This window comes from Sorangiineae bacterium MSr12523, assembly GCA_037157775.1.
Classification (GTDB): domain Bacteria; phylum Myxococcota_A; class Polyangia; order Polyangiales; family Polyangiaceae; genus Pendulispora; species Pendulispora brunnea.
This window is the reverse complement of sequence record CP089982.1, coordinates 8199378-8221109: the sequence shown is the minus strand read 5'-3', so window position 1 is coordinate 8221109 and position 21732 is coordinate 8199378. Positions and strand designations below refer to the sequence as shown.

The 21732-nt window shown below is 64.2% G+C and carries 20 protein-coding genes; 11 read left to right on the top strand and 9 right to left on the bottom strand.

Annotation, left to right across the window (positions count from 1 at the left end; genetic code table 11):
• Positions 1 to 109: 109 nt before the first annotated feature.
• The gene (locus LZC95_32370; protein WXA91138.1) at positions 110 to 889 is read right to left on the bottom strand and encodes an enoyl-CoA hydratase; all 780 of its coding nucleotides are present in this window, start codon (positions 887 to 889) and stop codon (positions 110 to 112) included.
• A 145-nt stretch (positions 890 to 1034) separates the two neighbouring features.
• Between LZC95_32370 and LZC95_32365 the strand changes: the two genes are divergently transcribed.
• Complete coding sequence (locus LZC95_32365; protein ID WXA91137.1) at positions 1035 to 4838, top strand: hypothetical protein; 3804 nt, start codon at positions 1035 to 1037, stop codon at positions 4836 to 4838.
• A gap of 5 nt (positions 4839 to 4843) precedes the next feature.
• On the opposite strand, the gene LZC95_32360 is transcribed toward LZC95_32365, so the two are convergent.
• A complete protein-coding gene (locus LZC95_32360; protein ID WXA91136.1) occupies positions 4844 to 5719 on the bottom strand; it encodes a helix-turn-helix transcriptional regulator in 876 nt (291 codons plus the stop codon).
• A 100-nt stretch (positions 5720 to 5819) separates the two neighbouring features.
• On the opposite strand from LZC95_32360, the gene LZC95_32355 reads away from it, so the two are divergent.
• From LZC95_32355 to LZC95_32340, 4 genes are all read left to right on the top strand, one after another.
• A complete protein-coding gene (locus tag LZC95_32355) occupies positions 5820 to 6584 on the top strand; it encodes an SDR family oxidoreductase (GenBank protein ID WXA91135.1) in 765 nt (254 codons plus the stop codon).
• A 23-nt stretch (positions 6585 to 6607) separates the two neighbouring features.
• Positions 6608 to 7357: an SDR family oxidoreductase gene (locus LZC95_32350; GenBank protein WXA91134.1), complete on the top strand. Its 750-nt coding sequence runs from the start codon at positions 6608 to 6610 to the stop codon at positions 7355 to 7357.
• Positions 7358 to 7524: 167 nt separating this feature from the next.
• Positions 7525 to 8865 carry a hypothetical protein gene (locus LZC95_32345; GenBank protein ID WXA91133.1) on the top strand — a complete coding sequence of 447 codons (1341 nt, stop codon included), beginning with the start codon at positions 7525 to 7527 and terminating at the stop codon, positions 8863 to 8865.
• Positions 8862 to 9362 carry a hypothetical protein gene (locus tag LZC95_32340; GenBank protein WXA91132.1) on the top strand — a complete coding sequence of 167 codons (501 nt, stop codon included), beginning with the start codon at positions 8862 to 8864 and terminating at the stop codon, positions 9360 to 9362. Before LZC95_32345 ends, LZC95_32340 begins: the two co-directional genes overlap by 4 nt.
• A gap of 200 nt (positions 9363 to 9562) precedes the next feature.
• On the opposite strand, the gene LZC95_32335 is transcribed toward LZC95_32340, so the two are convergent.
• Positions 9563 to 10804: an aminotransferase class I/II-fold pyridoxal phosphate-dependent enzyme gene (locus LZC95_32335; protein WXA91131.1), complete on the bottom strand. Its 1242-nt coding sequence runs from the start codon at positions 10802 to 10804 to the stop codon at positions 9563 to 9565.
• A gap of 212 nt (positions 10805 to 11016) precedes the next feature.
• Between LZC95_32335 and LZC95_32330 the strand changes: the two genes are divergently transcribed.
• The 5 genes from LZC95_32330 to LZC95_32310 are packed head-to-tail and all read left to right on the top strand — an operon-like array spanning position 11017 to position 15768.
• Positions 11017 to 12420 carry a protein kinase gene (locus LZC95_32330; protein WXA91130.1) on the top strand — a complete coding sequence of 468 codons (1404 nt, stop codon included), beginning with the start codon at positions 11017 to 11019 and terminating at the stop codon, positions 12418 to 12420.
• A 12-nt stretch (positions 12421 to 12432) separates the two neighbouring features.
• Positions 12433 to 13449 (top strand): hypothetical protein, encoded by a 1017-nt coding sequence (locus tag LZC95_32325; GenBank protein WXA91129.1) that lies wholly within the window; start codon positions 12433 to 12435, stop codon positions 13447 to 13449.
• Between the two features lie 14 nt (positions 13450 to 13463).
• The gene (locus tag LZC95_32320; GenBank protein ID WXA91128.1) at positions 13464 to 14384 is read left to right on the top strand and encodes a hypothetical protein; all 921 of its coding nucleotides are present in this window, start codon (positions 13464 to 13466) and stop codon (positions 14382 to 14384) included.
• A gap of 14 nt (positions 14385 to 14398) precedes the next feature.
• Entirely contained in the window at positions 14399 to 14854 is a 456-nt protein-coding gene (locus LZC95_32315; protein WXA91127.1) for a cupin domain-containing protein, read from the top strand.
• Entirely contained in the window at positions 14851 to 15768 is a 918-nt protein-coding gene (locus LZC95_32310; GenBank protein ID WXA91126.1) for a hypothetical protein, read from the top strand. Before LZC95_32315 ends, LZC95_32310 begins: the two co-directional genes overlap by 4 nt.
• A 4-nt stretch (positions 15769 to 15772) precedes the next feature.
• Here LZC95_32310 and LZC95_32305 read toward each other — a convergent pair whose 3' ends face one another.
• On the bottom strand, positions 15773 to 16093 hold the full coding sequence (locus LZC95_32305; GenBank protein ID WXA91125.1) for a hypothetical protein: 321 nt from the start codon (positions 16091 to 16093) through the stop codon (positions 15773 to 15775).
• Positions 16094 to 16104: 11 nt separating this feature from the next.
• Positions 16105 to 16257: a hypothetical protein gene (locus tag LZC95_32300; GenBank protein WXA91124.1), complete on the bottom strand. Its 153-nt coding sequence runs from the start codon at positions 16255 to 16257 to the stop codon at positions 16105 to 16107.
• Positions 16258 to 16392: 135 nt separating this feature from the next.
• Here LZC95_32300 and LZC95_32295 point away from each other — a divergent pair, with 135 nt between their 5' ends.
• The gene (locus tag LZC95_32295; GenBank protein ID WXA91123.1) at positions 16393 to 17034 is read left to right on the top strand and encodes a TetR/AcrR family transcriptional regulator; all 642 of its coding nucleotides are present in this window, start codon (positions 16393 to 16395) and stop codon (positions 17032 to 17034) included.
• Between the two features lie 3 nt (positions 17035 to 17037).
• On the opposite strand, the gene LZC95_32290 is transcribed toward LZC95_32295, so the two are convergent.
• Genes LZC95_32290 through LZC95_32275 form a run of 4 tightly spaced genes read right to left on the bottom strand, consistent with a single transcriptional unit; the run spans position 17038 to position 21588 of the window.
• Positions 17038 to 18057 (bottom strand): substrate-binding domain-containing protein, encoded by a 1020-nt coding sequence (locus tag LZC95_32290; protein WXA91122.1) that lies wholly within the window; start codon positions 18055 to 18057, stop codon positions 17038 to 17040.
• 25 nt (positions 18058 to 18082) lie between these two features.
• Positions 18083 to 19063 carry an ABC transporter permease gene (locus LZC95_32285; GenBank protein WXA91121.1) on the bottom strand — a complete coding sequence of 327 codons (981 nt, stop codon included), beginning with the start codon at positions 19061 to 19063 and terminating at the stop codon, positions 18083 to 18085.
• 15 nt (positions 19064 to 19078) lie between these two features.
• Positions 19079 to 20629, bottom strand: coding sequence for a sugar ABC transporter ATP-binding protein (locus tag LZC95_32280; GenBank protein WXA91120.1), 1551 nt, complete (start codon positions 20627 to 20629; stop codon positions 19079 to 19081).
• Positions 20626 to 21588, bottom strand: a complete 963-nt coding sequence (locus LZC95_32275; GenBank protein ID WXA91119.1) for a substrate-binding domain-containing protein — start codon at positions 21586 to 21588, stop codon at positions 20626 to 20628. Before LZC95_32275 ends, LZC95_32280 begins: the two co-directional genes overlap by 4 nt.
• Positions 21589 to 21732: the final 144 nt, after the last annotated feature.

The window sequence follows — 21732 nt, the reverse complement described above, 5'->3', positions numbered from 1 at the left end:
AACTCCCGCGCCATGGGAAAAATTCATGTATCTGCACCGAGATGCCCCGCACGTGCCATTCGGGATACGTGGTTGGAATGGCACACGTGCACACGCAATGGTGGCGTGATCACCGACCGCGCCAATGTGGTGTGCGTTTGACGAGAAACGAATCGACGCCCTCTTTGAAGTCGTCGCTCGTGTACGCCTCGACGACGTGGGCTTCGCTTTCCGGCGGTGCGGCCGCACGCAGCACGCGTCCGAGTTCGCTCTTGCACGTGCGCAAAGTGATGGGCGCATGCTCGAGCAGCGTCTTGGCCATCGCCTCCGCACGCGCGTGGAGTCCCTCGGCCGGGACGATCTCGCTGAGCAAACCGACGGCGCGCATCTCGTCGGCGTCCATGAGGCGCGCCAGAAAGAGCAATTCCTTCGTCTTGGCCACGCCCAAAAGCGCCGCCAGGCGCGCGAGGTTGCGCGTGGAAAGCGTATTGCCGAGCGTGCGCGCAATCGGAAAACCGAATCGTGCCGAAGGGTCGCCGATACGCAGATCGCACGCGGCCGCAATCGCGGCGCCTCCGCCGGTGCATGCACCCTGGATGACCGCGATGGTGGGGATGGGCAAGTCCTCGAGAACGTCGAGCACACGGCTCATGTTCGCCTCGTAGGCAATGCCATCTTCCTCCTTCGTGAAATGGCGGAACTCCGAAATATCGGTTCCGGCGACGAACGCCTTGTCCCCGGCGCCACGCATGAGCAGAACGCGGACCGACGGATGGCGTGCCGCGCCCTTGCAGAGCTCTTCGACGCGGGCATACATGCCGAGGGTCATCGCATTGCGCGCGGCGGGACGATTGAACGTGAGCCATGCGATGCCATCGCCACGCACGTCGAAAAGGATCTCCTCGTCCATGCGGCACGAGGATAGTCGGCCTCGGCTCTCCCCCGGTGTAAACGAAATAAAGCAATATTCGTGCCGACAACGACAAAGAGGACGGTGACGGAAAACGACCGATGCCCCCAATTGAAGTCAGGAACCGTAGAAAGGACGCCCTCCCATGTTCATGCGCGATCGGCCATCCGCGTTTATTTTGCGAGTTTGTGCCGCTGGTCTTCTTGCCGCCGGCTGCGGCCAGAGCGATGCCACCTCCCGAGGGGCCGTGGACGAGAAGGACAGCGGGCCGTCGGTCGAGCCAGCCGGCACCTGCAAGCAGGTTGCCCCGGAAGGCACCGGCGGGGTGCTCAACGTTGCCGACTTTGGAGCCAAGCCCGACGGGAGCGATGCCTTCGCCGGAATTCAGTCGGCCATCGATGCGGCGTGCGCCAAATCCGTGGGCGCGGGCTCGCCGCCGGCGGTGTACTTGCCCGCCGGGCGGTACGCGCTCGGGCGTCCGCTCACCGCCAAGTGCGACGGCTTCGAATTGGTGGGCGCGTGCCGTGACGGCGTGACGCTGCAACCGAAGTTCGAGGGGCCCGCATTGGTGGTAACCCCGGACTGGAAGGCCATTCCCACGGAGCCGGCGTTGGTGGGCACGGGCCGCTCCGCCGTGACGGACGGCTTGAATTGGCATTTGGATTTGCGCGAGATCCCTGCCGTCGAATTGAATGGGAAGAGCGCATTGACGGTGGAGGCGGTGGTCAAGCTCACCGGAGAGATCCCCGGCTCGTCGTTCATCACGCAGAGCTATGGTTGCATCTCGGACACCGTCTTTCCGTGCAACCAAAACGGTGGCGCCTACGGCATCGGTGTGGTGTCGGTGGGGGCGGCGAGGCCTTATCTATCCGCGTCGGTCATGGTGGGCGGGCGCCTGGTCAGCGTCGGCGGACCGGCTGGCGCGTCGTCGAATCAATGCCCGCGCGAGGGCGGCGCCGAGGCGTGGTCGGTCTCGCTGAACGAAGCGCACCACGTGGCGCTCACCTACGACGGCGCGATGGTGAAGCTCTTTCTCGATGGCAAAAAGGTCGCCTGCCAGGCGGCGAGCGGTACGATCGATCAACAGATCGACGAGACCGTGAGCGTGGGGCCGTACTGGCAAGGGTTCGACATGTTCGCCCGGGCGGTGGCCATCAAAGGCAACATCGATTCAGTGCGCCTTTCCGACACGACCCGCTACACGGAAGATTTCGATAGACCCACGGTCAAACTCGCCGACGACGCGGCGACCATGGCCCTGGTGAACTTCGAGGAGCTGCCCGCCCCACCGCCGGCACCCGCGGGCAAGCCCGCATTGGTCAATCCCACGAGCCTCACCTTGGCGCATTCGCGGGGCAAGCCGTTCTGGCTGCCCGTTCGCAACGAGACTACGGTTCCGGACCTCGTGCTGAACGCCGTGCGCCTTCATGATTTCACCGTAGACGGTGGCATGGGACTCTTCGGTTACCGCGTGATCGGCTCGCGGTTCTCGCACCTGCGATGCCTCGGCTGCGACTACGGCATCGCGATGCAGGGCCTCAATCGAATATCGTCCTTCGAGGACATCGAGGCCACGGCGGGCGGAGGCCGCGGACGGTTTGGGCTGGTGTCCACCAGCGCCGGCGGGAGCGAATTTCGCGATATCAAACTCGATGGGCAGACGATTCCATTTTTGAACGCTGGCGGCGCGCAAGTCATGTTGACCAACGTGACCGTGACCCCGAACCGCACGTCGACGGTGTACGGCATGGTGCTCTATTACGACAGCGCGGTGCTGAACGGCGTGAACGTCGACGCGAGCGGTACCAGCTCCGCCTGGCGCGGGGCCATTGCCTCGGTATTCCCGTGGAGCAATTTGCAAATTCAGGGCGGTCATATTGGGAATATGACGAATCCCAATCGGCCGACGTCGCCAATTCTCCTGCATCGATTGCAAAACTCGAGCGGGTCGGCCGCTGCGGTGATTCAGGGAACCTCGTTTACGGGGACGGCCTCGGGGCCTGCGGTGGTGAACGTGGTCGACGTGGCGGGGAATCCCAAGTTGAAGCCGGCGGTGGTTCTCGGCGGGACCAAAGATTCGGACGTGCCTTGGTCGAACGATCCCGGGCTGGTGTCCCTCGGCACGGATCCGACCTCGGTTCCCGATCCGAGCGCGATCCCTCGCTTCCCGTCGGCTTCGGCGGTGGTCAAAGGCTTGGCGCCGCGGGGCACGGTATTCGACGTGACGAAGTTCGGCGCGGTCGCCAATGGCGTGACCGACTCGTACAACGGCATTCAGGCCGCGGTGGACGCGGCATGCGCGGCGCAGCACGGCGGGAAGACGAGCACGGTGTTCTTCCCCGTCGGCGACAAGCCGTACGTCGTGGACAAGCCCGTTCTGGTCGCCTGCAACGGCTTGAACCTGGAAGGTGCCCAGCGCGCGGGAAGCGTGCTCGCGACGAGATCCGGCGGCGGACCCGCGCTGGTGCTCGAGCCCCAGGGATCGCGTGGGTTCGACGAGGCGGCGTGGGTCGATTTGCGCGATGCTTCGCCCGCCGGCGATATCGATGGACTCGCAGCGCTCACGGCGGAGGCCATCGTCACCTTGCGTGAACCCTCGCAAGGGTACGCCGGGATTCTGCAGAGCAACGGTTGCCTCGGAAGCGGCGGCGCATTGCCTGGGTGCACGTCGGCGTTCTCCTTGGGCGTCAACGGTCGCGTGCTCACGGGATCGCTGACGGCGGGCGGCAAGACCTACGAGCTCCAAGGGCCCACGCTGGCCGTGGGCACTTCGTACCACGTGGCGCTCGGATACGACGGGCACGACGTTCGTCTCTTCGCGAGCCGCGTGGGTGGAAATCCCGAGCCGGTGGCGTCGACTCCCGCGACGGGGACGATTTCGCAGGGATTGCACGAAGACGTCACGGTGGGCGCGCGGACCTACGGCTTCGGCGCGCGGGTGCATGCCCCCGGGATCAAGGGCGACATCGACGCGGTTCGTCTGTCGAAGACGGCATTGTATGCGCCGGGCGCCTATGCCGCGCCATCGGCCTTGCCGCAGAACGGTGAGGACACGTTGGCGGCGTTCAAACTCGACGACGACGTCAGCCGCGGCACGAACCGGGGTTACGCGATCCGCGGTTACGTGGCCTCGTACCTTCAACCGGTGTGGTTCCCCGTGCGGCGCGGCACGGATACCGATGGTTGCACCGAGCCGCGGCTCGAGGGCGTGTCGGTGCGCGAGCTCTCCATCGATCTCGGTGCGGGCCTCTTCGCGATGAACGCCGTCAAGGGCAAATATGCCTCGTTGGCGCTGCACGGGACGGCCTTCGGTGTGACCCTCGCCGGCGATAGCTCGGGCTCGAGCTTCGACGAGATTATCCTCAGCCGCGGAACGGCGCGCACCGGCATCGTGGTCACCCACGGCGACGGCAACGTGTACCACCACGTAAACACGGGCCGCGTGAGGCTTCCCTTGGTCATCGCGGGCGGTTCCAACCAGCGCTTCAGTGACCTCTTCATCGATGCTCCAGGCGCCGTCTACGGCAGCATCTTCATCGATGCTGGGGCCACCGTGGAAGCCCTCTACAACCATATCGTGACCGATCATGCCGCGTGGAAGGGCAGCCTGCTCGTGGTCAATCCCACGGCGCCGTTTCAGCTATTCAAGGGTGAAGTCGACAATGGCGATGCCATTCCTGCCCGCGCCGACGGTACGCTGTCGCAGGCCATTCCGATCATCGTGGATGGCGGCGAGGGCATCCGCTTGGCCGGCACTTCGTTCCGTTCCGGCGCGACCCATTGCGATCCAGGTCGCGCGAGCCCTTGCGCGAAGTATCCGGCCGAGCTCATTCACATCAACAGCCGCACGCGCCGCCCCAACGTAGCCATCGGTGTGACCTGGGACGATCCGCGCGTGCTGCTGACCAACGAGCACGACACGAGCCGATTCCAATCGATCGGCAACTGAGCCGGCTATGGCTCGGCGTGCGCTTCCAAATAAGGCTCGGGCGCCTCGTCTTTCCTGTGCTCCAACACAAGAGCGAGGCGCTTGGCATCCTCCGAGCCACGCACGGCGGTGAAGACGATCAGGTTCTCCATTTGGTTCTGCGACGTCAGGATGTGACAGTCCAACGTGAGTAGCCCCACGGTCGGGTGCAGGATGCGCTTGCGGGTATCCGCGCGAAGCGCCACGTCGTGCTGGTCCCAGATCTCCGCGAACTCGGTGCTTCGACGGCGAAGCTCGTGGACGAGGTCCTTGGCCTCGAAATCGTTGGCGCAGCGGTTATGCACGGCCCGCAGGTGGGCCGTGTAGCTCTGGGAGTGCCACGCGTGATCGTCGCTGGGGAAGCGCCGTCGTTCGTCGGGATCGGTGAACCAGCGGAAAATAGTGCTGCGTGCAAACCCGGTGTAACCGGTTTGAATGCCGAGCAGCGCTTCGGCGAGCTGGTTTTGCTTGAGTGTGACCCCGAGGTCCGAAACGATCTGCGCCGGCGTGTCGCAGCAGTCGAGCACGCTGAGCAAACCCGGACTGGCCTGCTCGCTGCGGTAACGGCGAGGCGGCGGTTGCCGTCCCGCGAGTCGGAAGAGGTGATCGCGCTCGTCGCGGGTGAGCAGCAGTGCGCGAGCTATGGCCTCGACCGTTTCCTCGGAAGGGCGGGGGCCCCGCCCCTGTTCCAACCGCTTGTAGAAGTCGGCCGAAATACTGGCGAGCTCCGCGACTTCTTCGCGCCGCAGGCCAAGTGTTCGGCGCCGACGCCGCCCTTGCTCGAGTCCGACGAGTCCGACGTCGCGCGGCTGCAGCGCCTCACGCCGGCGCCGAAGAAACTCCGCGAGACCGTCTCGGTCCATGCGCGAAGTATGCGCTGCGCGCGCCCCGTAATCCAGAGTGCGCGATCCAGGGATCGCCTGTCCCTGTATGATTGCCGCGGGGCCCTTCATGTTCTCGGGCATGAACACGACCTCTCGTATCGCTCTCATCACTGGCGCCAACCGTGGTATCGGACGCGCGACTGCCCTCGAGCTCGCACGCAACGGCATCGATATCGTCCTCACGTACAACTCCCATCGCGAGGAGGCCGACGCCGTCGTGCGATCGATCACCGAGCTTGGTCGCTCCGCGGTGGCTCTCCAACTCGACGTCGGCAAGGTTGCATCGTTCGGAGCCTTCGTCGAAGCCTTGGACGATGCTCTCCGGCGCACGTGGAAAAGGTCCACGCTCGACATTCTGATCAACAATGCCGGCCTTCAGATTGCGCAGCCGTTGACCGAGGTCACCGAGGAGGCCTTCGATCGCCTCGTCGACGTGCACTTCAAGGGCGTTTTCTTCCTCACGCAGAAGCTGTTGCCGCTTCTCTCGGACATGGCATCCATCGTCAACATTTCCACCGGCGGTACCCGCTTCTACAACCCGGATCGTGCCGTCTACGGCGCCGTGAAGGGAGCCGTCGAGGTGATGACCCGCTACCTAGCCCACGATCTCGGACGTCGCGGGATCACGGTCAATGCCATTGCGCCCGGCGCGGTCGCCACGGACTTCAGCGGCGGCCTACTGCGCGATACGGAGCACGTCCAGCAGCATATTGCGTCCATGACCCCGCTCGGCCGTCACGCCGTCGCCGATGATATCGCTGGTGCGATCGTCGCATTGCTCGGGTCGGGCAATCGATTCGTCACCGGACAGCGCATCGAGGTCTCGGGAGGGATTCACCTGTGATGTGGGCAGGAGGTGGGAAAGCGATGAAAAAGCTTCATGGCAAAGTGGCTCTCGTCACCGGATCCAGCCGCGGGATCGGGCGCGCCATTGCGGAGCGCTACGGTTCCCTCGGCGCAAACGTCGTCGTCAACTATTCGAACGGCGCGCACCAAGCGCGCGAGACCGTGGAGGCCATCGAGCGGGGCGGGGCGAAGGCGGTGGCCGTGCAGGCCGATATCTCCAAAGTCGCCGATCTGGATCGACTCTTCGCCACCGCGATCGAGACCTTCGGCCGCCTCGATATCGTCGTGGCCAGCGCCGGCATCGAATTGGTCGGCCAACCGGTGCTCGACTTCACCGAAACCGACTTCGACCGACTCTTCTCCATCAATGCGAAGGGCGCATTTTTCACCCTTCAGCGTGCCGCGAAGCATGTCGCGGACCAGGGACGCATCATCTACATCGGTACCAGCAATACCGCGTATCCGCTCCCCGGTCGCGCGCTCTATGGCGGCAGCAAAATCGGCGCGCAGTTTCTCGTCGAGGTTTTGGCAAAGGAGATCGGCGCCCGCGGGGTGACGGTCAACTCCATTCTGCCAACGGCCATCGAGGGCGCGGGCGTCTTCACCGGCGGTGTCCGAGAAGAAATTCGGCAATTCGTCCAATCGTTCCGGCCCATTCAGCGAATGGGCACCATGGACGACATCGCCAATGCCGCCGAGTACCTCGCCAGCGATCTCGCGAGCTTCGTGAGCGGGCAGCATCTCCTCATCAGCGGCGGCGCCCCCGCGTGATGAGTCATCCGTGTTCGCGAAGTAACTGCATCGACGGATCGAAAGGCTAGTGCTGGACGCGCCAGCGACGGTCCCAATGCGACGCGTCGTTCATCGAGGGAAGATATCCCGATCGAGCTCGTAGAAGCCAAGTGCGGTGGCATGTTTCGCATCGCAGGAGGCCTCCTTTGTCCAGCACGGAAAACGCATTCCATGGAGTGGAAGCTCTGCGCGCCACCCCTCCCCCATGGCTCGAGCACCTGGGAACGGACGCGCTCGGGGCGCAGCTTGGAATCGTGGCCGTGCCCTCGGCGGAGTGGACGCCTGCCGAATCGTCCAAAGCCAACGCGAGAACACTCGAGTTCGATCATCTGACTGCGGCGAATGCATCCGGTCGCGCCGGAAAGGTCCTCGTTGCGCGCGGGCCGTCGACGACGTGGCGTGCGCTGGGCGTCGAAGTCGACGTGCACTGGTACGCCGATGCACACGATCCGGACCGCATTTGGTGCGCCTTGGCCGATTTCTACCCAGCCTGGCTATGGGTAGCCGCGGAGCCCACCCCGGAGGGCCTGGCGGAGGTCCTGAGCAGCACGTTCCCCAAACCGGCCCTCCGCATGGTGGATTTCACGCGGCGCGAGCGTGGGTTCGTGGGGTTCCTGGAAGAGGTATCTCTGCCCAACGTCTATTCGGGCAAAATGGTGGAATTCAATGGGCACGACCTCGACCGATATTACACGATGGTGCACTACGTCGAAAAGCAATCGTGGGGAAGCCATCATTCGGACGATCCTCTTCGAGATACCATCGTCAAGCCGGTAAGCCCTATGGCCATGTCGGCCGCAAGTAGAAATGGGATGCACAAGCAACAGCGTCTCGGACGCGTTCCGTCCATGACGTGGCGCACGCTGCACTCGCGCTCGTATGTTTCCTTCGAGATTCACATGCAGAACATCGTTTGCGTGCGATTGTCCTACGTCCCTGCACCCGCGAGTCATCAGGCCGTCGTCGCGCGGTGCAATGTGGAGCTGGGCTTCAACCTTCCAGCCGATGTTCCACTCGATGTTTTGGGATCGCTCACCGGGATCCCGTTCAACGGTGAGCGGGACATCATCGAGAATATCACCGCTCCCGAGCACCCTGGCCAATTGGCCACGGGCCTGCGCATCTGTGCGGCGCTTTGGGAAGGGGATCTGGCCAAAACGATGAGGCTCTGTGAATATGCCGCCCACCCCGAATCGACGGTGCGCCGCGCCGTGGCCAGCATCGCGCGTTATTACAATATGACATTTTTATTGCACCGCGTGGCGTTGTCCAGTGACGAGTCTGCCGAATTGCGGCACGCCATCGATAACGCCCTCGAACAAAATGGCCAAGGTCCCGATGCGACCAACGTTTTTCGCGACACCTTCGGCGATGAGCCCATGTTCGTCGGCGACAACGGACAGCTCCACGATGGGTTTTGGCCGGACGGTGACGACGACGTCGAAGATGAAGAAGAAGCCGAGGACGAAGCGGAGGCCGAATCATGACCGAAGATTCACCGGTCCATAGCATCACCCTCATGTTGCCCATCAACGGCGGGCACTCCCTGGACGAGCTTGCGGCGCGGCATGATTGGAAATACGTCGAGGACGTTCCGCGTGGGTACTACGTTCCACGTCAACGGTTTTGGGAAGCGAACAACGAAACGAGCATCAACGACGTGGCCGATCATCACTGTGGGGCTCGATTCGTCATCGTCTCGGCCCCGAGTGAGTCCGCGGTGGCGGAGATTCGTGCGCTCATCGAGACAGCCATTTCCGTGCGCACGGAGTCGGATCTCTTGCAGGTACTCGCACGCGCCGATTCCCCCGAAGACTTGATTGGCGCGATCCTGACGCTGTCCGGCTACCGTCTGTGCACCGGTTCTTCGAACGCGTCATCGGCCGATCCACGCTACGTTGCTGTCGCAAAGCGCCTCGCATCACACCCGAATCGTCACGTGCGCCGCGCGCTTCTCATGAACAAGGGCACCTTCCCTGCGTGACCCGCGCTAAAATTGGCGAGCACGATTCTCGAACAGGAAGAGGAAAGCGCCAGTGCGCCAACTGAACCAACAATAAATCCTAAAAATCGAGAGTTTATTGTTGGTTCACCTGGCGATCCTGGCGCCTCTCTTTTGGCGTCCTGGCGGCTTCTTCTTCTCTTCGTGACGCTGCCCATTTTAGCGCGACCCGACGTGCTCTTTCACGGTGCGGTTGCGGCCCACCCGTCGAGCAGATCCTCGATGCGGGCGAAGACGTCCTTCAACGTATCTTCGTGCGGGAGAATCGTGGTTCGGAAGTGATCCGTGTAGTCGACATTGAAGCTCGAACCAGGGACGACGAGCACCTTCTTCTCCTCGAGCAACGCCATGGCAAAGGCGTTGTCGTCGAACTTGGGCAGCCGCTCGCGATTCACGCGGATGAACCCGTACAGCGAGCCCGCCGGCGGCACCAGCTGTAGGTACTTCGAGCGCTTGACGCCCTCCAGTACGGCGGTGCGCTGGCGACCGAGCCGCCCCTCCGGCGCCGTCAAATCGTAAATGCTCTGATGCCCGCCGAGGGCGGTCTGCACGGCCCACTGGCCGGGCACGTTGCTGCAAAGGCGCAGCGAGGCGAGGAGCTCCACGGTTTGCAGGTAGCTCGATGCGTGCGACTTGCGCCCGCTGAAGGTCGCCCAGCCCACGCGGTAGCCGCAAGCGCGGTATACCTTGGAAAGACCGCCGAACGTGGCGCACAGCGTGTCCCGGCAGAGTGTGGCCACGGGCACGTGCTTCGCACCGTCGTACAGGATGCGGTCGTAAATCTCGTCGGAGAACAGCACGATGCCGTGCCTCTCGGCGAGTCGCACCAGCGCCTCCACCACGCGCGCGGGGTACACCGCACCGGTGGGGTTGTTCGGGTTGATGAGCACCAGCGCCTTCGTGCGCGGTGTGATGAGGCGGGCCACTTCCTCGGGATCGGGACAAAACTCGTGCTCGGAGCGGCACGGGTAATGGACCGCGCGCGCGCCGGTGAGGGAAACGGCCGCCGTCCATAGAGGATAGTCGGGCGAGGGGACCAGCACCTCGTCACCTGGCTCGAGCAGCGCCTCGAGGCACATCAGGATCAACTCCGAGACGCCGTTGCCGAGGAAGACGTCATCCACGGTGACGCCGTGAACGCCCTTCGATTGCGACTCGGCCACGACGGCCTCGCGCGCGGAGAAAATGCCCTTTTGATGCACGTACTGCTCGGCGTCACCCAAGTTGTCGACGATGGCGCGCCGCATGGCTTCCGGCGTGCGAAAGCCGAACGAGGCCGGGTTGCCGATGTTCAGCTTGATGATCTCGAGCCCTTGCCGCTCCATCTCCCAAGCGCGTCGGGCGAGGGGGCCGCGGATCTCGTAGCGGATCGAGTGTAGGTGGCGTGGAACGGGGATGGATGGAAGTGCGTTTCCGTCGGGCATCTTTGGCGCAGTGCAGCTTAGCAGGCTTGGTCGATCGCGCCTCCGGCCTCGGGCTCTCTGTCAAGAGCGGCGTCGTCCGTTGCTGAGAACGAGGCGGACCGACATCCGAGCGGAAAAGGTGAAGCAAGCTGCAGGATGCTCGCAACAGATGCTGCGGACGGCCGAAAGACTAGGTATCCACTTCGCGGTACGGATCGCGTACCCTTTGCAAAGTGACGGGATTTTTGCAGCCAGGCGACCTTTTTCTCGAGAAGTACCGCATCGAGCGCCTCGTCGGAAAGGGCGGCATGGGGGCCGTCTATGCCGCGGTGGATGTGGACTTGTCGCGTCGCGTTGCGGTCAAGCTGCTGCTCCCGCACGTGGCAAGCGTGCCTCAAGCGGTGACCCGCTTCATCAACGAGGGCCGGGCGGCCGCGCGCATCGAGGGCGAGCACGTGGCCCGTGTGTTTGCCGCGGGGCGCACGCCCGATGGCCTCGCGTACATGGTACTCGAGCTGCTCGAGGGGGCGGATCTCGCCTCGTACCTCCGGCAGCACCCGCGCATGCCGGTGGGGCAGGCGGTGGACTACCTGCTGCAGGCCTTGGAGGCCGTGGCGGAAGCCCACCACCATGGCATCGTGCACCGGGATCTGAAGCCGGGAAACTTGTTCCTCGCGCGCCGGAGCAACGGGACCGAGGTCGTGAAGGTGCTCGACTTCGGCATCTCCAAAGTGACCGATCCGCTGATGGATCCGGCGGATCACGCGCTCACGTCGACGCGGGCCATGCTCGGCTCTCCGCTGTACATGTCGCCGGAGCAGCTGCGCAGCGCGAAGAGCGTCGACCGTCGCTCGGACATCTGGTCGCTCGGCGTCATGCTGTACGAGATGCTCACGGGCTCTCTGCCCTTCCGCGGCGAGTCGATGGGCGAGCTCTTCGCCGCCATTCTCGAGCAGGATCCCGTTCCCCTCGGGCAGCACCGGCCCGATGTTCCGCCCGAGTTGCAGGCCACCGTGGCGGCGTGTCTTCAGCGCGATCCGCAGCGCCGCATCCCCGACGCGTACCAACTCGCCTGCGCCCTGGCTCCCTTTGCCGTGCGCTCGCGCGATTCATTGGAGCACATTCGCGGCTTCTTCGACGTCCCCGCCGCGGCGACCGCGCCCCTTGCCGAGGGGCCCTCGATTCCGCCGCCGCCCTACGCTGCGCACGGGCAGACCGCGCAGGCCTGGGCCGACAGTCGGGCGAACGCCTCCACGACGGGAAACGCGCAGCCCGCCCAGCGCCGGTCCATGCTGGCGTACCTGCTGATCATCCCCGTGGCCTTCGCCGTGGCGGGAAGCATCGTGGCCGTCTTTCTCGTGGCGCGCCCCAAGACGCCGCCGGCCGTTCTCGCATCCCCGGCGCCAACGCCGCCACCCGCTCCGACGCCATTGCCTGAAATCGCACATCCGGCTCCCACGTCCGAGCCGGCGAGGGCGATCGACGAAGCCGGGGCGTCCGCATCGGCCACCACGGACGCCGGCACCAAGCCGCCCCGCCGATCCCACTCTGCAGCAAGCGCCTCCCCCACCACCACGGCGGCCCCCAGCGTCACGGCCGCCCCCGAGTTCGACCCCACGAAAGCCACCCGTTTCTGATTACGAGGAAATATGCGACTTGCGATAGCAGGCCTCACGACACTGGTGTTCACCGGCGCCACGTTGACCTCGCTGCCGGCGAATGCCCAAAGCTCCGCGGCGGCCGCCGAATCCCTCTACCAAGAGGGCCAGCGTCTGATGGCCAGCGGAAACGTGCATGATGCATGCATCAAGTTCGGCCAGAGCCAAAAGCTCGAACCCGCGACGGGCACACTCCTCAACCTGGCAAGCTGCCACGAGAAGGAAGGCAAAACCGCCAGCGCGTGGGCCGAATTCAACGAGGCCATCGCCGGCGCCGTGCGCTCGGGCCAGAAAGATCGCGAGGCCTACGCACGCTCGCACGCGGTGGCGCTCGAAAAGCAACTTCGCAAGATGGTCGTCGAAGTCCCGCAGGCGCCGCCCGGCACCGAGGTGCAACTCGACGGCGAGTCATTGGGCTCCGTGGCGTTGGGAACGGCCATTCCCGTCGATCCGGGTGAGCACGAGGTCTCGGTCACCGCGCCGAAGAGAAAGCCCTGGTCGCAAAAGGTGAAGTTCGAACCTGGCCCCGGCAACACGCGCGTTGCGGTGCCGCCGCTGGAAGATCCAAACGCCGCGCCCCAACCCGCGCCGGTATTTGCCAAAGGCGAGGAGTCGACACCGCCGCCCGAGCACTCCAACCCGCGCCGCAATATCGGTTACATCGTGGGCGGCGCCGGCATTCTGGCGCTGGGCACCGGCATCTTCTTCGGTGTGCGCGCCAAGATGTATGGCGACAAAGCCGATCGCGAGCAGAATAGCGCCCTCGATTACCACTTCCAGGAGAAGTACCAGAACGCCGGCATTCAACACGACGCCGCGGTCGACGATCACGACAAAGCGAAGACGAGCCAGACCGTCGCCCTCGTGGCCGGAGGTGTGGGCCTGGCGGCCCTTGGCGTGGGCGTCTACCTCGTCGTGACCGGAAAAGAGCGCCCGGCGTCCACCGCGCGCGTGACCCCGATCCTCGCGCCGAACACGGCCGGCGCGAGCGCCAGCTTCCAATTCTGAGAACGGAGCCACCGATGAAACGTGTTCTTGCACTTATTGCCGTCTCCGCCGCCGCGTTTGGAAGCACCGTCCTTGCCGCCTGCATCGGCGACGAACCGGGCGCCCTCCCGCCCATCCCGCAAAAGGATGGTGGGGACTCCGACACGTACGTCCCGCCCGACAATCACGACGCGGGCCCTCCCGTGCCGCAGGAGGTCGACGGGTTGCTCTTGTGGCTCGACGGCGCCGATTCGAACAGTGTGCAGCGAAAGAAGCCGGGCACCGACGAAACGGTGGTCAAATGGGTCGATAAATCGGCGAAGAAGAACGATTACGCGCCCCGCGCGCCCGAGAAGGCGCCGAAATTCGCGCCCGGCTCGATGAATGGGAACACCATGAGCTCCGTGGTGTTCAGCAATGCAGGGGGCACGTACCTCGTAGGACCAGTGATTTCGTCCGCCGAGGCCGAGGCCTTCGTGGTTCTCCACCCGGCAAAACGGACCATTGGCCTCCCACCTGACGCCAAAGTAGCGTACGGCCTTTGGCAGTTCGGCAAATTGGCCAGTGCTCACCCCAATGCCAATGGGCATGTCCAAGATTCCTTTGGAAGCCTGAGCGATCAAACATTCTTCGGAGCCGTTGCGGCGCAATACGGTTCCATTTCGTCGCCGCACATCTACAGTGTGGTTGCGACGCAGCACAGTTGGGACTGCTTCTTCAATGGTGCACTCGTGAATTTGAACCGTCCCAATCCATACAAGCCCGGCTTCAACCCGAATGGCTCGCTGCTCGGCGCGAGCAACAATGATAGCCCCCTCGAGCCCAACCAATTTTTCAATGGCTATATCGCAGAGGTGATCATCTACGGGAAGCAGCTCCCTCCAGCCGACCACGACAAGATTCAAGCGTACCTCGCCGCCAAATGGGGAATCGCATTGAACGACGGCGGTACCTGACGCGGAGAACGCTCATGGCAACCAAACGAATGGCCTCGATCGTCGGTGCGTTGGTGGCGTTGGTCGCGTTTCTGCAACCGGCCAAGGCCGATTTGAATCCTTCGGCGCTGGTCTACAAGAAGCCGAATCAAATGACCTGGAAGGAAGAAGGCGGCGGCCTGAAGACCGCCGTGTTGCGCGGCGACCCGACGAAGCCGGGCACGTACATCATGCTGGTGAAGTGGGCGCCGCATCATATGAGCCGTCCGCATTTTCATCCCAATGATCGATTCATCACGGTCCTTTCGGGAACGTGGTGGGTCGGCACAGGCAATAAATACGAGCCCGAAAGCACGGTACCGATGCCCGCGGGAAGTTTCGTTACGCATTTTGCAAAAGGCGTTCACTACGACGGCGCCAAAGACGAGGAGGCCACCTTGCAAATCGTGGGAGAAGGTCCCGCCACCATGATCCCCGCGGAGGCGAAATGAAGCGCGTACTTTTGCTTCTTGCTGCGGCGGGCGCCTCGCTCGGCGCTATCATGTGCACCGGAGAGGAACCCGCCGAGGTGCCGGAGGTGCCGGCTGGGGATGCGGGGAACGTGGACGCGCAGACTCCCCCGCCCGATGGGGGCGGTGGAGGTAACCAGCCGCTGCCGAAAACGATAGCTGGGCTGGCCCTTTGGTTGGACGCTCAGGATCCAAGCTTCGTGCAGCTGGCGAACAACGTGGTGGCGAAGTGGTCGGACAAATCAGGGAATGTGCCCCCGAGAGACTTCGCACCCGCCCCAGGCAAAGCTGCGCCGACATTTGCGGCTACGGCACTGAACGGCAAGAGCGCGCTCTCCTTCGTGCAAACGTCGCAGCAGGTTCTCTTGGGCCCTTCGTTGAAGGGGCTCTCGGGGGGCGAGGCCTTCATCGTGTTCCAAACCGCCGACAACGGGCTCTTCACCGATGCTGGACAACACGTCGGTTATGGCCTTTGGCAATTCGGATCGTACAATGGGTCGCATCCCGAGTTCGATTTGCCCAACAACAAACCCGTGATTCGCGATGGCTTTGCGTCTACAGGCCAGGCCTTCTCCGGCGAGATCCCTCGCGACGATGTGTGGAAACCCCAGATATTTGGTGCGGTGTCCACGGTCGAAGCGTGGCCGCGTTTTCACAATGGCGAGCAGTTGGATGGGGCAATTCTGGATCATGAGGTGGGGTTCAACGCGCTAGGTTCCCTCCTGGGGGCGAACACCGCATTTGGCGATGGCGGGCTCGAGCCCACCAATTGGTTCAATGGTGTCATCGGAGAGGTGATCATCTACGATCACCGCCTCCCCACGGCCCAACACGATGCCGTGCAGAAGTACCTCAGCGAAAAATGGAATATCCCCTTGAAGGACGCCGGCCCCTGAGCCGCTAATCGAAATACGCGCGCCACGCGCGTTGGTGGAGATCGTGGAATTGCTGCCTAGCCAGCAATTCCATGAGCTCGCGCGCCGCGCTGCGGGACGAAACGCGCATGTAGCGCGGTTCGATGCTCGTCTCCTCCACGTTCTCGAAGATCATCAGCCCATTCGGAAAAGCGCTCAGGCACCATCCCGATGGCAAACAAAGAGACACGCTGGTGAGTTCGTCGGTGGGCTCCTGCCCATCGAGTTCCGATAGAAGGGCCTCCACCACCCGAGGATCGCGACTGCGCTCGCTCGCGCCCCATCGATGCAGGATGAAGAACACCATGCAGCGCCCCTTCAGTAGTCCGGGCAGAGGACCGGCTCGCCCATCAAGAGCCCGATCACCACGAAGCCCACGACCAGCACGGACGTGGAGATCGGTCGCCTGCACGCCGCGAGCATGAAGCGCCAGGAAATCGCGGAAAGCGTGAGGAAAACCGTACGCAACATGGAAAAAGCTCCCTGCGCAGACCCCGTGGGCGGGGCGCACATCGCAACGACTTCGTTGCGTTAGCTTTCTAGCACTCCTTCGGCGCATCGCAACGACTTCGTTGCAATGTGGCCCGGGACCCGCATACTGCCTCCATGCCTGCGCCTCGCGAAAGACCGAAGCAAATCCGCGGAGAACAGCTCGTTTCGAAGATTTTCGAGGCCACCTTGGCCGAGCTGGCGCGGGTCGATTTCGAGTCGCTCTCGATGGAGACGGTCGCGGAACGGGCCGGGGTCAACAAGAGCACGCTTTACCGCCGGTGGCCGACGAAGCTCGACCTGGTGCGCGCCACCCTGGACGATGTCACCGATGTGCGCATCATCGTGCCCGATCATGGCAACTTGCGCGCGGACCTCATGGGGTTCCTTCGCAGCGTGCGCGATTTCTGCCTCTCACCGGAGATGCAAGGCATCATGCGGCTGATGTTCGGCGGGAGGGCCCATCCGGATCTGGCCGCGGTCATCGATTCGATTGGCGACCGCAAAGATGCGGACTCGAGGAAGATCGTCGAGCGCGCCATCGCCCGCGGCGAGCTCCCGCGGGGCGTGGATGGGGCGATGTTCCTCGATGCGATGGCCGGCGCCGTGATGAACAGCATCTTCTTCATGAACCAGAGCTTCGACGACGCGAAGCTCGAACGGCTCATCGAGATGGTGCTCGTGGGCGCACAAAACGGCGGCGGCAGCATCGCGCGGCCCGTTGCCCGTGCGAAGCGCACCGCCGCCCGCACCCGCTAGGCGCTACGGAATCGCCTGGCCGCCGGCCGCGGCGTTGTCGTGCGTGAAAACCTTGGTCGCCAGGGTGACCTTCTTGGGCACCGTCTCGCCGGCGAGCACCTTGAGGGCCATGTCCACGGCCTCGGCGCCGCCGGTGGGGTATTGGAACGTCACGCTGAGGATGCCCTCCTTAACGTATTGAACACCCTCTTGCGGGAGGGCATCGATGCCCACGAACTTCATCTGCTTCTCGCGCCCGACCTGCTTCGCCGCGAGGTATGCGCCGTGGGCGCCCGGATCGTTGTGCGCATAGACGACGTCGACCTTGGGCTGCCGCGCCAGGGCCGACTCCATTTCCTTGCGCGCATTCGGCTCGAGCCATTGCATGTCGGCCTCGAAGACGATTTTGATGCCGGGGTGCGCCTTCAAATCGAGGCCCTCGAGAAAGCCGCGGTGGCGATCTTGCCCGGGCACGGAGGTCATCAGGCCTTTGAGCTCGACGATATTCCCTTTTCCGCCCAAGGTCTCCGCGACCCATTTGCCGGCTTCGCGCCCGATCTTCACGTTGTCGGCGCCGATGAAGCTCGTGTACTCCTCCTTGAGAAGCGCGCGATCGAGCACGATGACGGGGATACCGCCGTGGAAGGCTTTGGCAACCGGCTCGGTGAGCGGGGCCGCTTCCTTGGGGCTGATGAGGACCACGTCCACGCCCTGATTGACGAACTCCTCGAGCTGCGAGCGCTGCACCAGCGAGTCGTTTTGCGCGTCCTTGAAGATGACCTTGAGGTTCGGGTGCTTCTCCGCCGCCTTGCGGATATCGTCGTTCATCTGCGCGCGCCAGGGCTCGCCCAAGTTGCACTGGCTCATGCCGATCACGTAGGGATCGTCGGGCGTGCCTTTGTGCTTCTTGGCGCCGGTCGTCTGAGAAGATGCCGAGGCGGCGGGTTGGGTCTTGTCGGGTGCGGGCGATTCATTTTTGCTACAGCCCCCCGCAAAGGCCATCATCGCCAATCCAAACAGGTTAAGTCGGGTGTGAATCTTCATTTGGACCTCTCTTTTATGGCTATGGCTATTTGCGGCGCTGGAGGAGCACCGCGCATACGATGATGGCGCCGGTGAGCATGAGCCGGCTGGCTTCGCCCACGGCGTTGATGCTGAGAATCTTTTGCAAATATCCAATGGTGAGGGCTCCCACCAAGGTAAGGCCCATGCCCCCGCGGCCGCCGGCCAGGTTGGTGCCGCCGATGACCACGATGGCGATGGCCTGGAGTTCGTAGCCCATGCCCGTTTCGGGGTCGCCCTGCTGCTCTTGCGCGGCCTGGCATACCCCGGCAATGGCCGAAAAGAGCCCGGACAGCGCATAGGCGAGAACCAAGGTGCGCGTGACCGGGACGCCGGAAAGCCGCGCGGCCTCGGCGTTGCCGCCGGTTGCGTAGAAGTAGCGACCGAGGCGCGCATGGCGCAGCAGAAATGCCGAAACGGCCACGCACGCGAGGAAGATCAATGTGACGATGGCGATGTTGTCGCCGAGAACGCGCGCGTCGATTTGCTCGAAAATGGGCGGCAGGGTGACGGTTTTGTCGGCGTCGGCGATGTACGTGGATATTTTTTGCCCGCCGGAAAGATGCTTGGCCAAGCCGCGGAGCAGCACCATCGCCGCGAGGGTCACGACGAAGGGCTGAATCTTGAAGCGCCCCACGAGCACACCTGCGACTGCGCCCACCGCCGTGCCGCCGAGGAGCACCGCGACGATGGCCACCCACGGATTCATCTGCATGTGGATGGTCATCAGCGAGAAGCCGACGGCGCAGGCTGCAAGCACGCTCGATACGGAAAGATCGATGCCGCTGGTGATGATGACCAAGGTCATCCCGCAGGCGAGCATTCCGTAGACCGAGAGCTGCCGCAGCATGTCGCGGTGCGTGGTCCAATGGAAGAAGGCGCCGTCGGCATTGAAGATCGCGCCGAGCACGAGCATGCCCACCAGCGCGAGCACCGCACGGCCCACGGGCGACGAAATGAGGGAAGAAACGAATCGAGGTAACTTCATGGCGGTGTACGGATTTCAGGCGCCGAAGGCGGCGTGGAGAACCTTCTCCTGCGTCGCTTCGGAGCGGGAAAACTCTGCGGTGCGTTGGCCGCGGTGCAGCACGACGATGCGGTCCGAGAGGCGCAGCAACTCGGGCAATTCGGAGGTGACCAGGACGATGGCCATTCCCTGGCGCGCCCACTCAGCGAGCAGGCCGTAAATCTCGGCCTTGGCGCCGACGTCGACGCCGCGCGTGGGCTCGTCGAGGAGCAGCACCTCGGGCTCCGTGAGAAGGCATTTCGCGAGAACGACCTTCTGCTGGTTGCCGCCCGAGAGCAGCCGCACGGGTGCCGCCGTCTCACCGCGCACGCCGAGCTGGCCGAAAACGCGCTCGGTGGCGGCGCTCTCGCGGCGTTCGCGTACGATGCCCTGCGGTGAATAGCGCGGCAGGCTGGCCAGTGACGCGTTCTCTTTCGAGTCCATGTCGAGGACCAGGCCCTTGCCTTTGCGGTCGTTGGTCAGGAGCATGATGCGCCGGGCGATGGCTGCGGCGGGGGAGGGAAGATCCCGGGCGAGCTCGATGCGCGAGGTGCGTCCATCCCGGGAGCGCAGATGCATGGTGCCGATGGCCCGGCCCGCGCGATCGCCGAAGAGGGCGTGCAGCACGTCGCTCACGCCGGAGCCGCGCAAGCCCGCAAGCCCGAGGATCTCGCCGGCGCGCACCTCGAACGAGACGTCGTCGACGTCGGGCCGACCGGTGGCGTTGGTATCGATACCATTGACGACGAGGTGTTCGACCTTGAGCGCGATCTCGTGCGTGGAGGCGCTGGCATGCTCGCCGGAGGGAAGATCGCGGCCGATCATCCACTCGACGAGCTTGTGCGCGGGAAGCTCGGCGGCCGGCTTCGTGCCGACCAAGGCACCGTCGCGCAGGACGGTGATGCGATCGGCGAGGCGGTAGATCTCGTCCATTTTGTGCGAGACGTAGACGATGCCTTTGCCCTGCCGTTTCAGGGCTTCGATGCGCTCGAAGAGGCGCTCGGCTTCCGGCTCGCGCAGGGCGCTGGTGGGCTCGTCCAAGAGCAGCACGTTGGCCTTGGCGGCGAGGGCTTTGGCGATTTCCACGAGCTGCTGCGTGGAGATGGGCAGGCGCTCGACGGGATCGTCCTCGTTCAAGTCACCGAGATCCAAATCGAGCTCGCGCAAAAGGGCCCGCGCCTCGCGCGCTTGGCGACGCGCATCGATGATGCCGAAGGCGTTGATGTGCTCGCGGCCGAGGAACAGGTTGTCCGTCAGGCTGAGCGACCCGATGAGCGAGAGCTCCTGATGCACCGTGGCCACGCCCGCGCGCACGGCGTCTTTGGGGGCCTGGAACTTTTGGACGACGCCACCGACCTGGAGCTCGCCTTCGTACTGCGTGTGAATGCCGGAAAGGATGTTGAGCAAGGTGCTCTTGCCCGCGCCATTTTCGCCCGCGAGGATGTGCACCTCGCCGGGGAGCACGTCGAACGAGACATCGCGCAGCACCGGGTTGGGGCCGAACGATTTCGAGACGCGCCTGGCCTCGAGCAGCGGAGCCTGGCTCATACGAAGATTCCCTCCGCGATGGGCGGGCAGCCACACGAACGACGCAGGCGAAGCTCCGTGTCGAGAACGAGCTCGCGCCCCTGCAGCGGCTCGGTCTTCGTGCCCCCCTTTTGCTGCGCGTGGTGGGCGCCGTTGCGCTGGATGCGCTCGAGGACGAAGCGCCCTGCCTCCTGCCCCATCGAGGCCGCCGCCTGCGCGGCCACACTGATGAAGGGCCACACGTCCGCCACGTGCGGGATGTCCTCGAAGGTGACCAGGGCCAGGTCGGTGGGAATGCGCAGCCCGCGATCGCGCACGGCGAGCATGGCGCCGAGCGCGAGCTGGTTGTTCGTGGCGAAGATGGCCGTGGGCGCGGGCTTTTTGGAAAGCAGCTCCAAGGTGGTTTCGCGTCCGCTCTCCACGGAGAATTGGCCTTCGCGCTCGAGGCGCTTGTCCGGCTTGAGGCCGGCGGCGGTGAGTGCGCGGCGGTAGCCGTTCAAGCGATCGACGGCGGTGGCCAGGGTCGGGGGGCCGTTGACGATGGCGATGCGTTTGTGGCCGTGCGAAATGAGGTGCTCGACGAGCTTTTCCGCGGCAAGAAGGCTTTCGCCGCGGACGACGTCGATGCCGGCTGCGTGGAAGTCGAGGCCTGCGACGGGCCGGTCGACGAGGCATACGGGGCCGCTCTGGCGGGCCCAGTCGAGGACGGGCTGAGGATCCGTTTGCGAAGGGGTGAGCACGAGGCCATCGACGCGGCGGCGGGCGAGGATCTCGAGGTAGGCCTTTTCCTTTTTGGGATCGTCGTCGCTGTTGCAGAGGATGACGGAGTAGCCGGCCGCGGTGGCGGCATCTTCGAGACCGCGCGCGAGCAAGGTGAAGAAGGGGTTGGAGACGTCGCCGACGACGAGCCCCAAGGTGCGGGTGGAGCGGCCTTTGAGGCTTTGGGCCAAGGCGTTCGGCACGTAATTGAGCTCACGCATGGCCTCCTGGACCCTGCGCCGCGTCTCATCGCTCACCGACGCATGGTCGTTGAGTACGCGCGAGACCGTGATGCTCGCGACACCCGCGCGCCGTGCAACCTCGTGAACCGTGGAACCTCTGTTCGGTGGTATCGATACCATGAG

What these genes read in the sequence shown, in the direction of transcription:
- LZC95_32370 (WXA91138.1), bottom strand. Translation starts at nt 889, where the DNA reads ATGGACGAGGAGATCCTTTTCGACGTGCGTGGCGATGGCATCGCATGG.
- LZC95_32365 (WXA91137.1), top strand. Translation starts at nt 1,035, where the DNA reads ATGTTCATGCGCGATCGGCCATCCGCGTTTATTTTGCGAGTTTGTGCC.
- LZC95_32360 (WXA91136.1), bottom strand. Translation starts at nt 5,719, where the DNA reads ATGGACCGAGACGGTCTCGCGGAGTTTCTTCGGCGCCGGCGTGAGGCG.
- LZC95_32355 (WXA91135.1), top strand. Translation starts at nt 5,820, where the DNA reads ATGAACACGACCTCTCGTATCGCTCTCATCACTGGCGCCAACCGTGGT.
- LZC95_32350 (WXA91134.1), top strand. Translation starts at nt 6,608, where the DNA reads ATGAAAAAGCTTCATGGCAAAGTGGCTCTCGTCACCGGATCCAGCCGC.
- LZC95_32340 (WXA91132.1), top strand. Translation starts at nt 8,862, where the DNA reads ATGACCGAAGATTCACCGGTCCATAGCATCACCCTCATGTTGCCCATC.
- LZC95_32335 (WXA91131.1), bottom strand. Translation starts at nt 10,804, where the DNA reads ATGCCCGACGGAAACGCACTTCCATCCATCCCCGTTCCACGCCACCTA.
- LZC95_32325 (WXA91129.1), top strand. Translation starts at nt 12,433, where the DNA reads ATGCGACTTGCGATAGCAGGCCTCACGACACTGGTGTTCACCGGCGCC.
- LZC95_32320 (WXA91128.1), top strand. Translation starts at nt 13,464, where the DNA reads ATGAAACGTGTTCTTGCACTTATTGCCGTCTCCGCCGCCGCGTTTGGA.
- LZC95_32315 (WXA91127.1), top strand. Translation starts at nt 14,399, where the DNA reads ATGGCAACCAAACGAATGGCCTCGATCGTCGGTGCGTTGGTGGCGTTG.
- LZC95_32310 (WXA91126.1), top strand. Translation starts at nt 14,851, where the DNA reads ATGAAGCGCGTACTTTTGCTTCTTGCTGCGGCGGGCGCCTCGCTCGGC.
- LZC95_32305 (WXA91125.1), bottom strand. Translation starts at nt 16,093, where the DNA reads ATGGTGTTCTTCATCCTGCATCGATGGGGCGCGAGCGAGCGCAGTCGC.
- LZC95_32300 (WXA91124.1), bottom strand. Translation starts at nt 16,257, where the DNA reads ATGTTGCGTACGGTTTTCCTCACGCTTTCCGCGATTTCCTGGCGCTTC.
- LZC95_32295 (WXA91123.1), top strand. Translation starts at nt 16,393, where the DNA reads ATGCCTGCGCCTCGCGAAAGACCGAAGCAAATCCGCGGAGAACAGCTC.
- LZC95_32290 (WXA91122.1), bottom strand. Translation starts at nt 18,057, where the DNA reads ATGAAGATTCACACCCGACTTAACCTGTTTGGATTGGCGATGATGGCC.
- LZC95_32285 (WXA91121.1), bottom strand. Translation starts at nt 19,063, where the DNA reads ATGAAGTTACCTCGATTCGTTTCTTCCCTCATTTCGTCGCCCGTGGGC.
- LZC95_32280 (WXA91120.1), bottom strand. Translation starts at nt 20,629, where the DNA reads ATGAGCCAGGCTCCGCTGCTCGAGGCCAGGCGCGTCTCGAAATCGTTC.
- LZC95_32275 (WXA91119.1), bottom strand. Translation starts at nt 21,588, where the DNA reads ATGCGTGAGCTCAATTACGTGCCGAACGCCTTGGCCCAAAGCCTCAAA.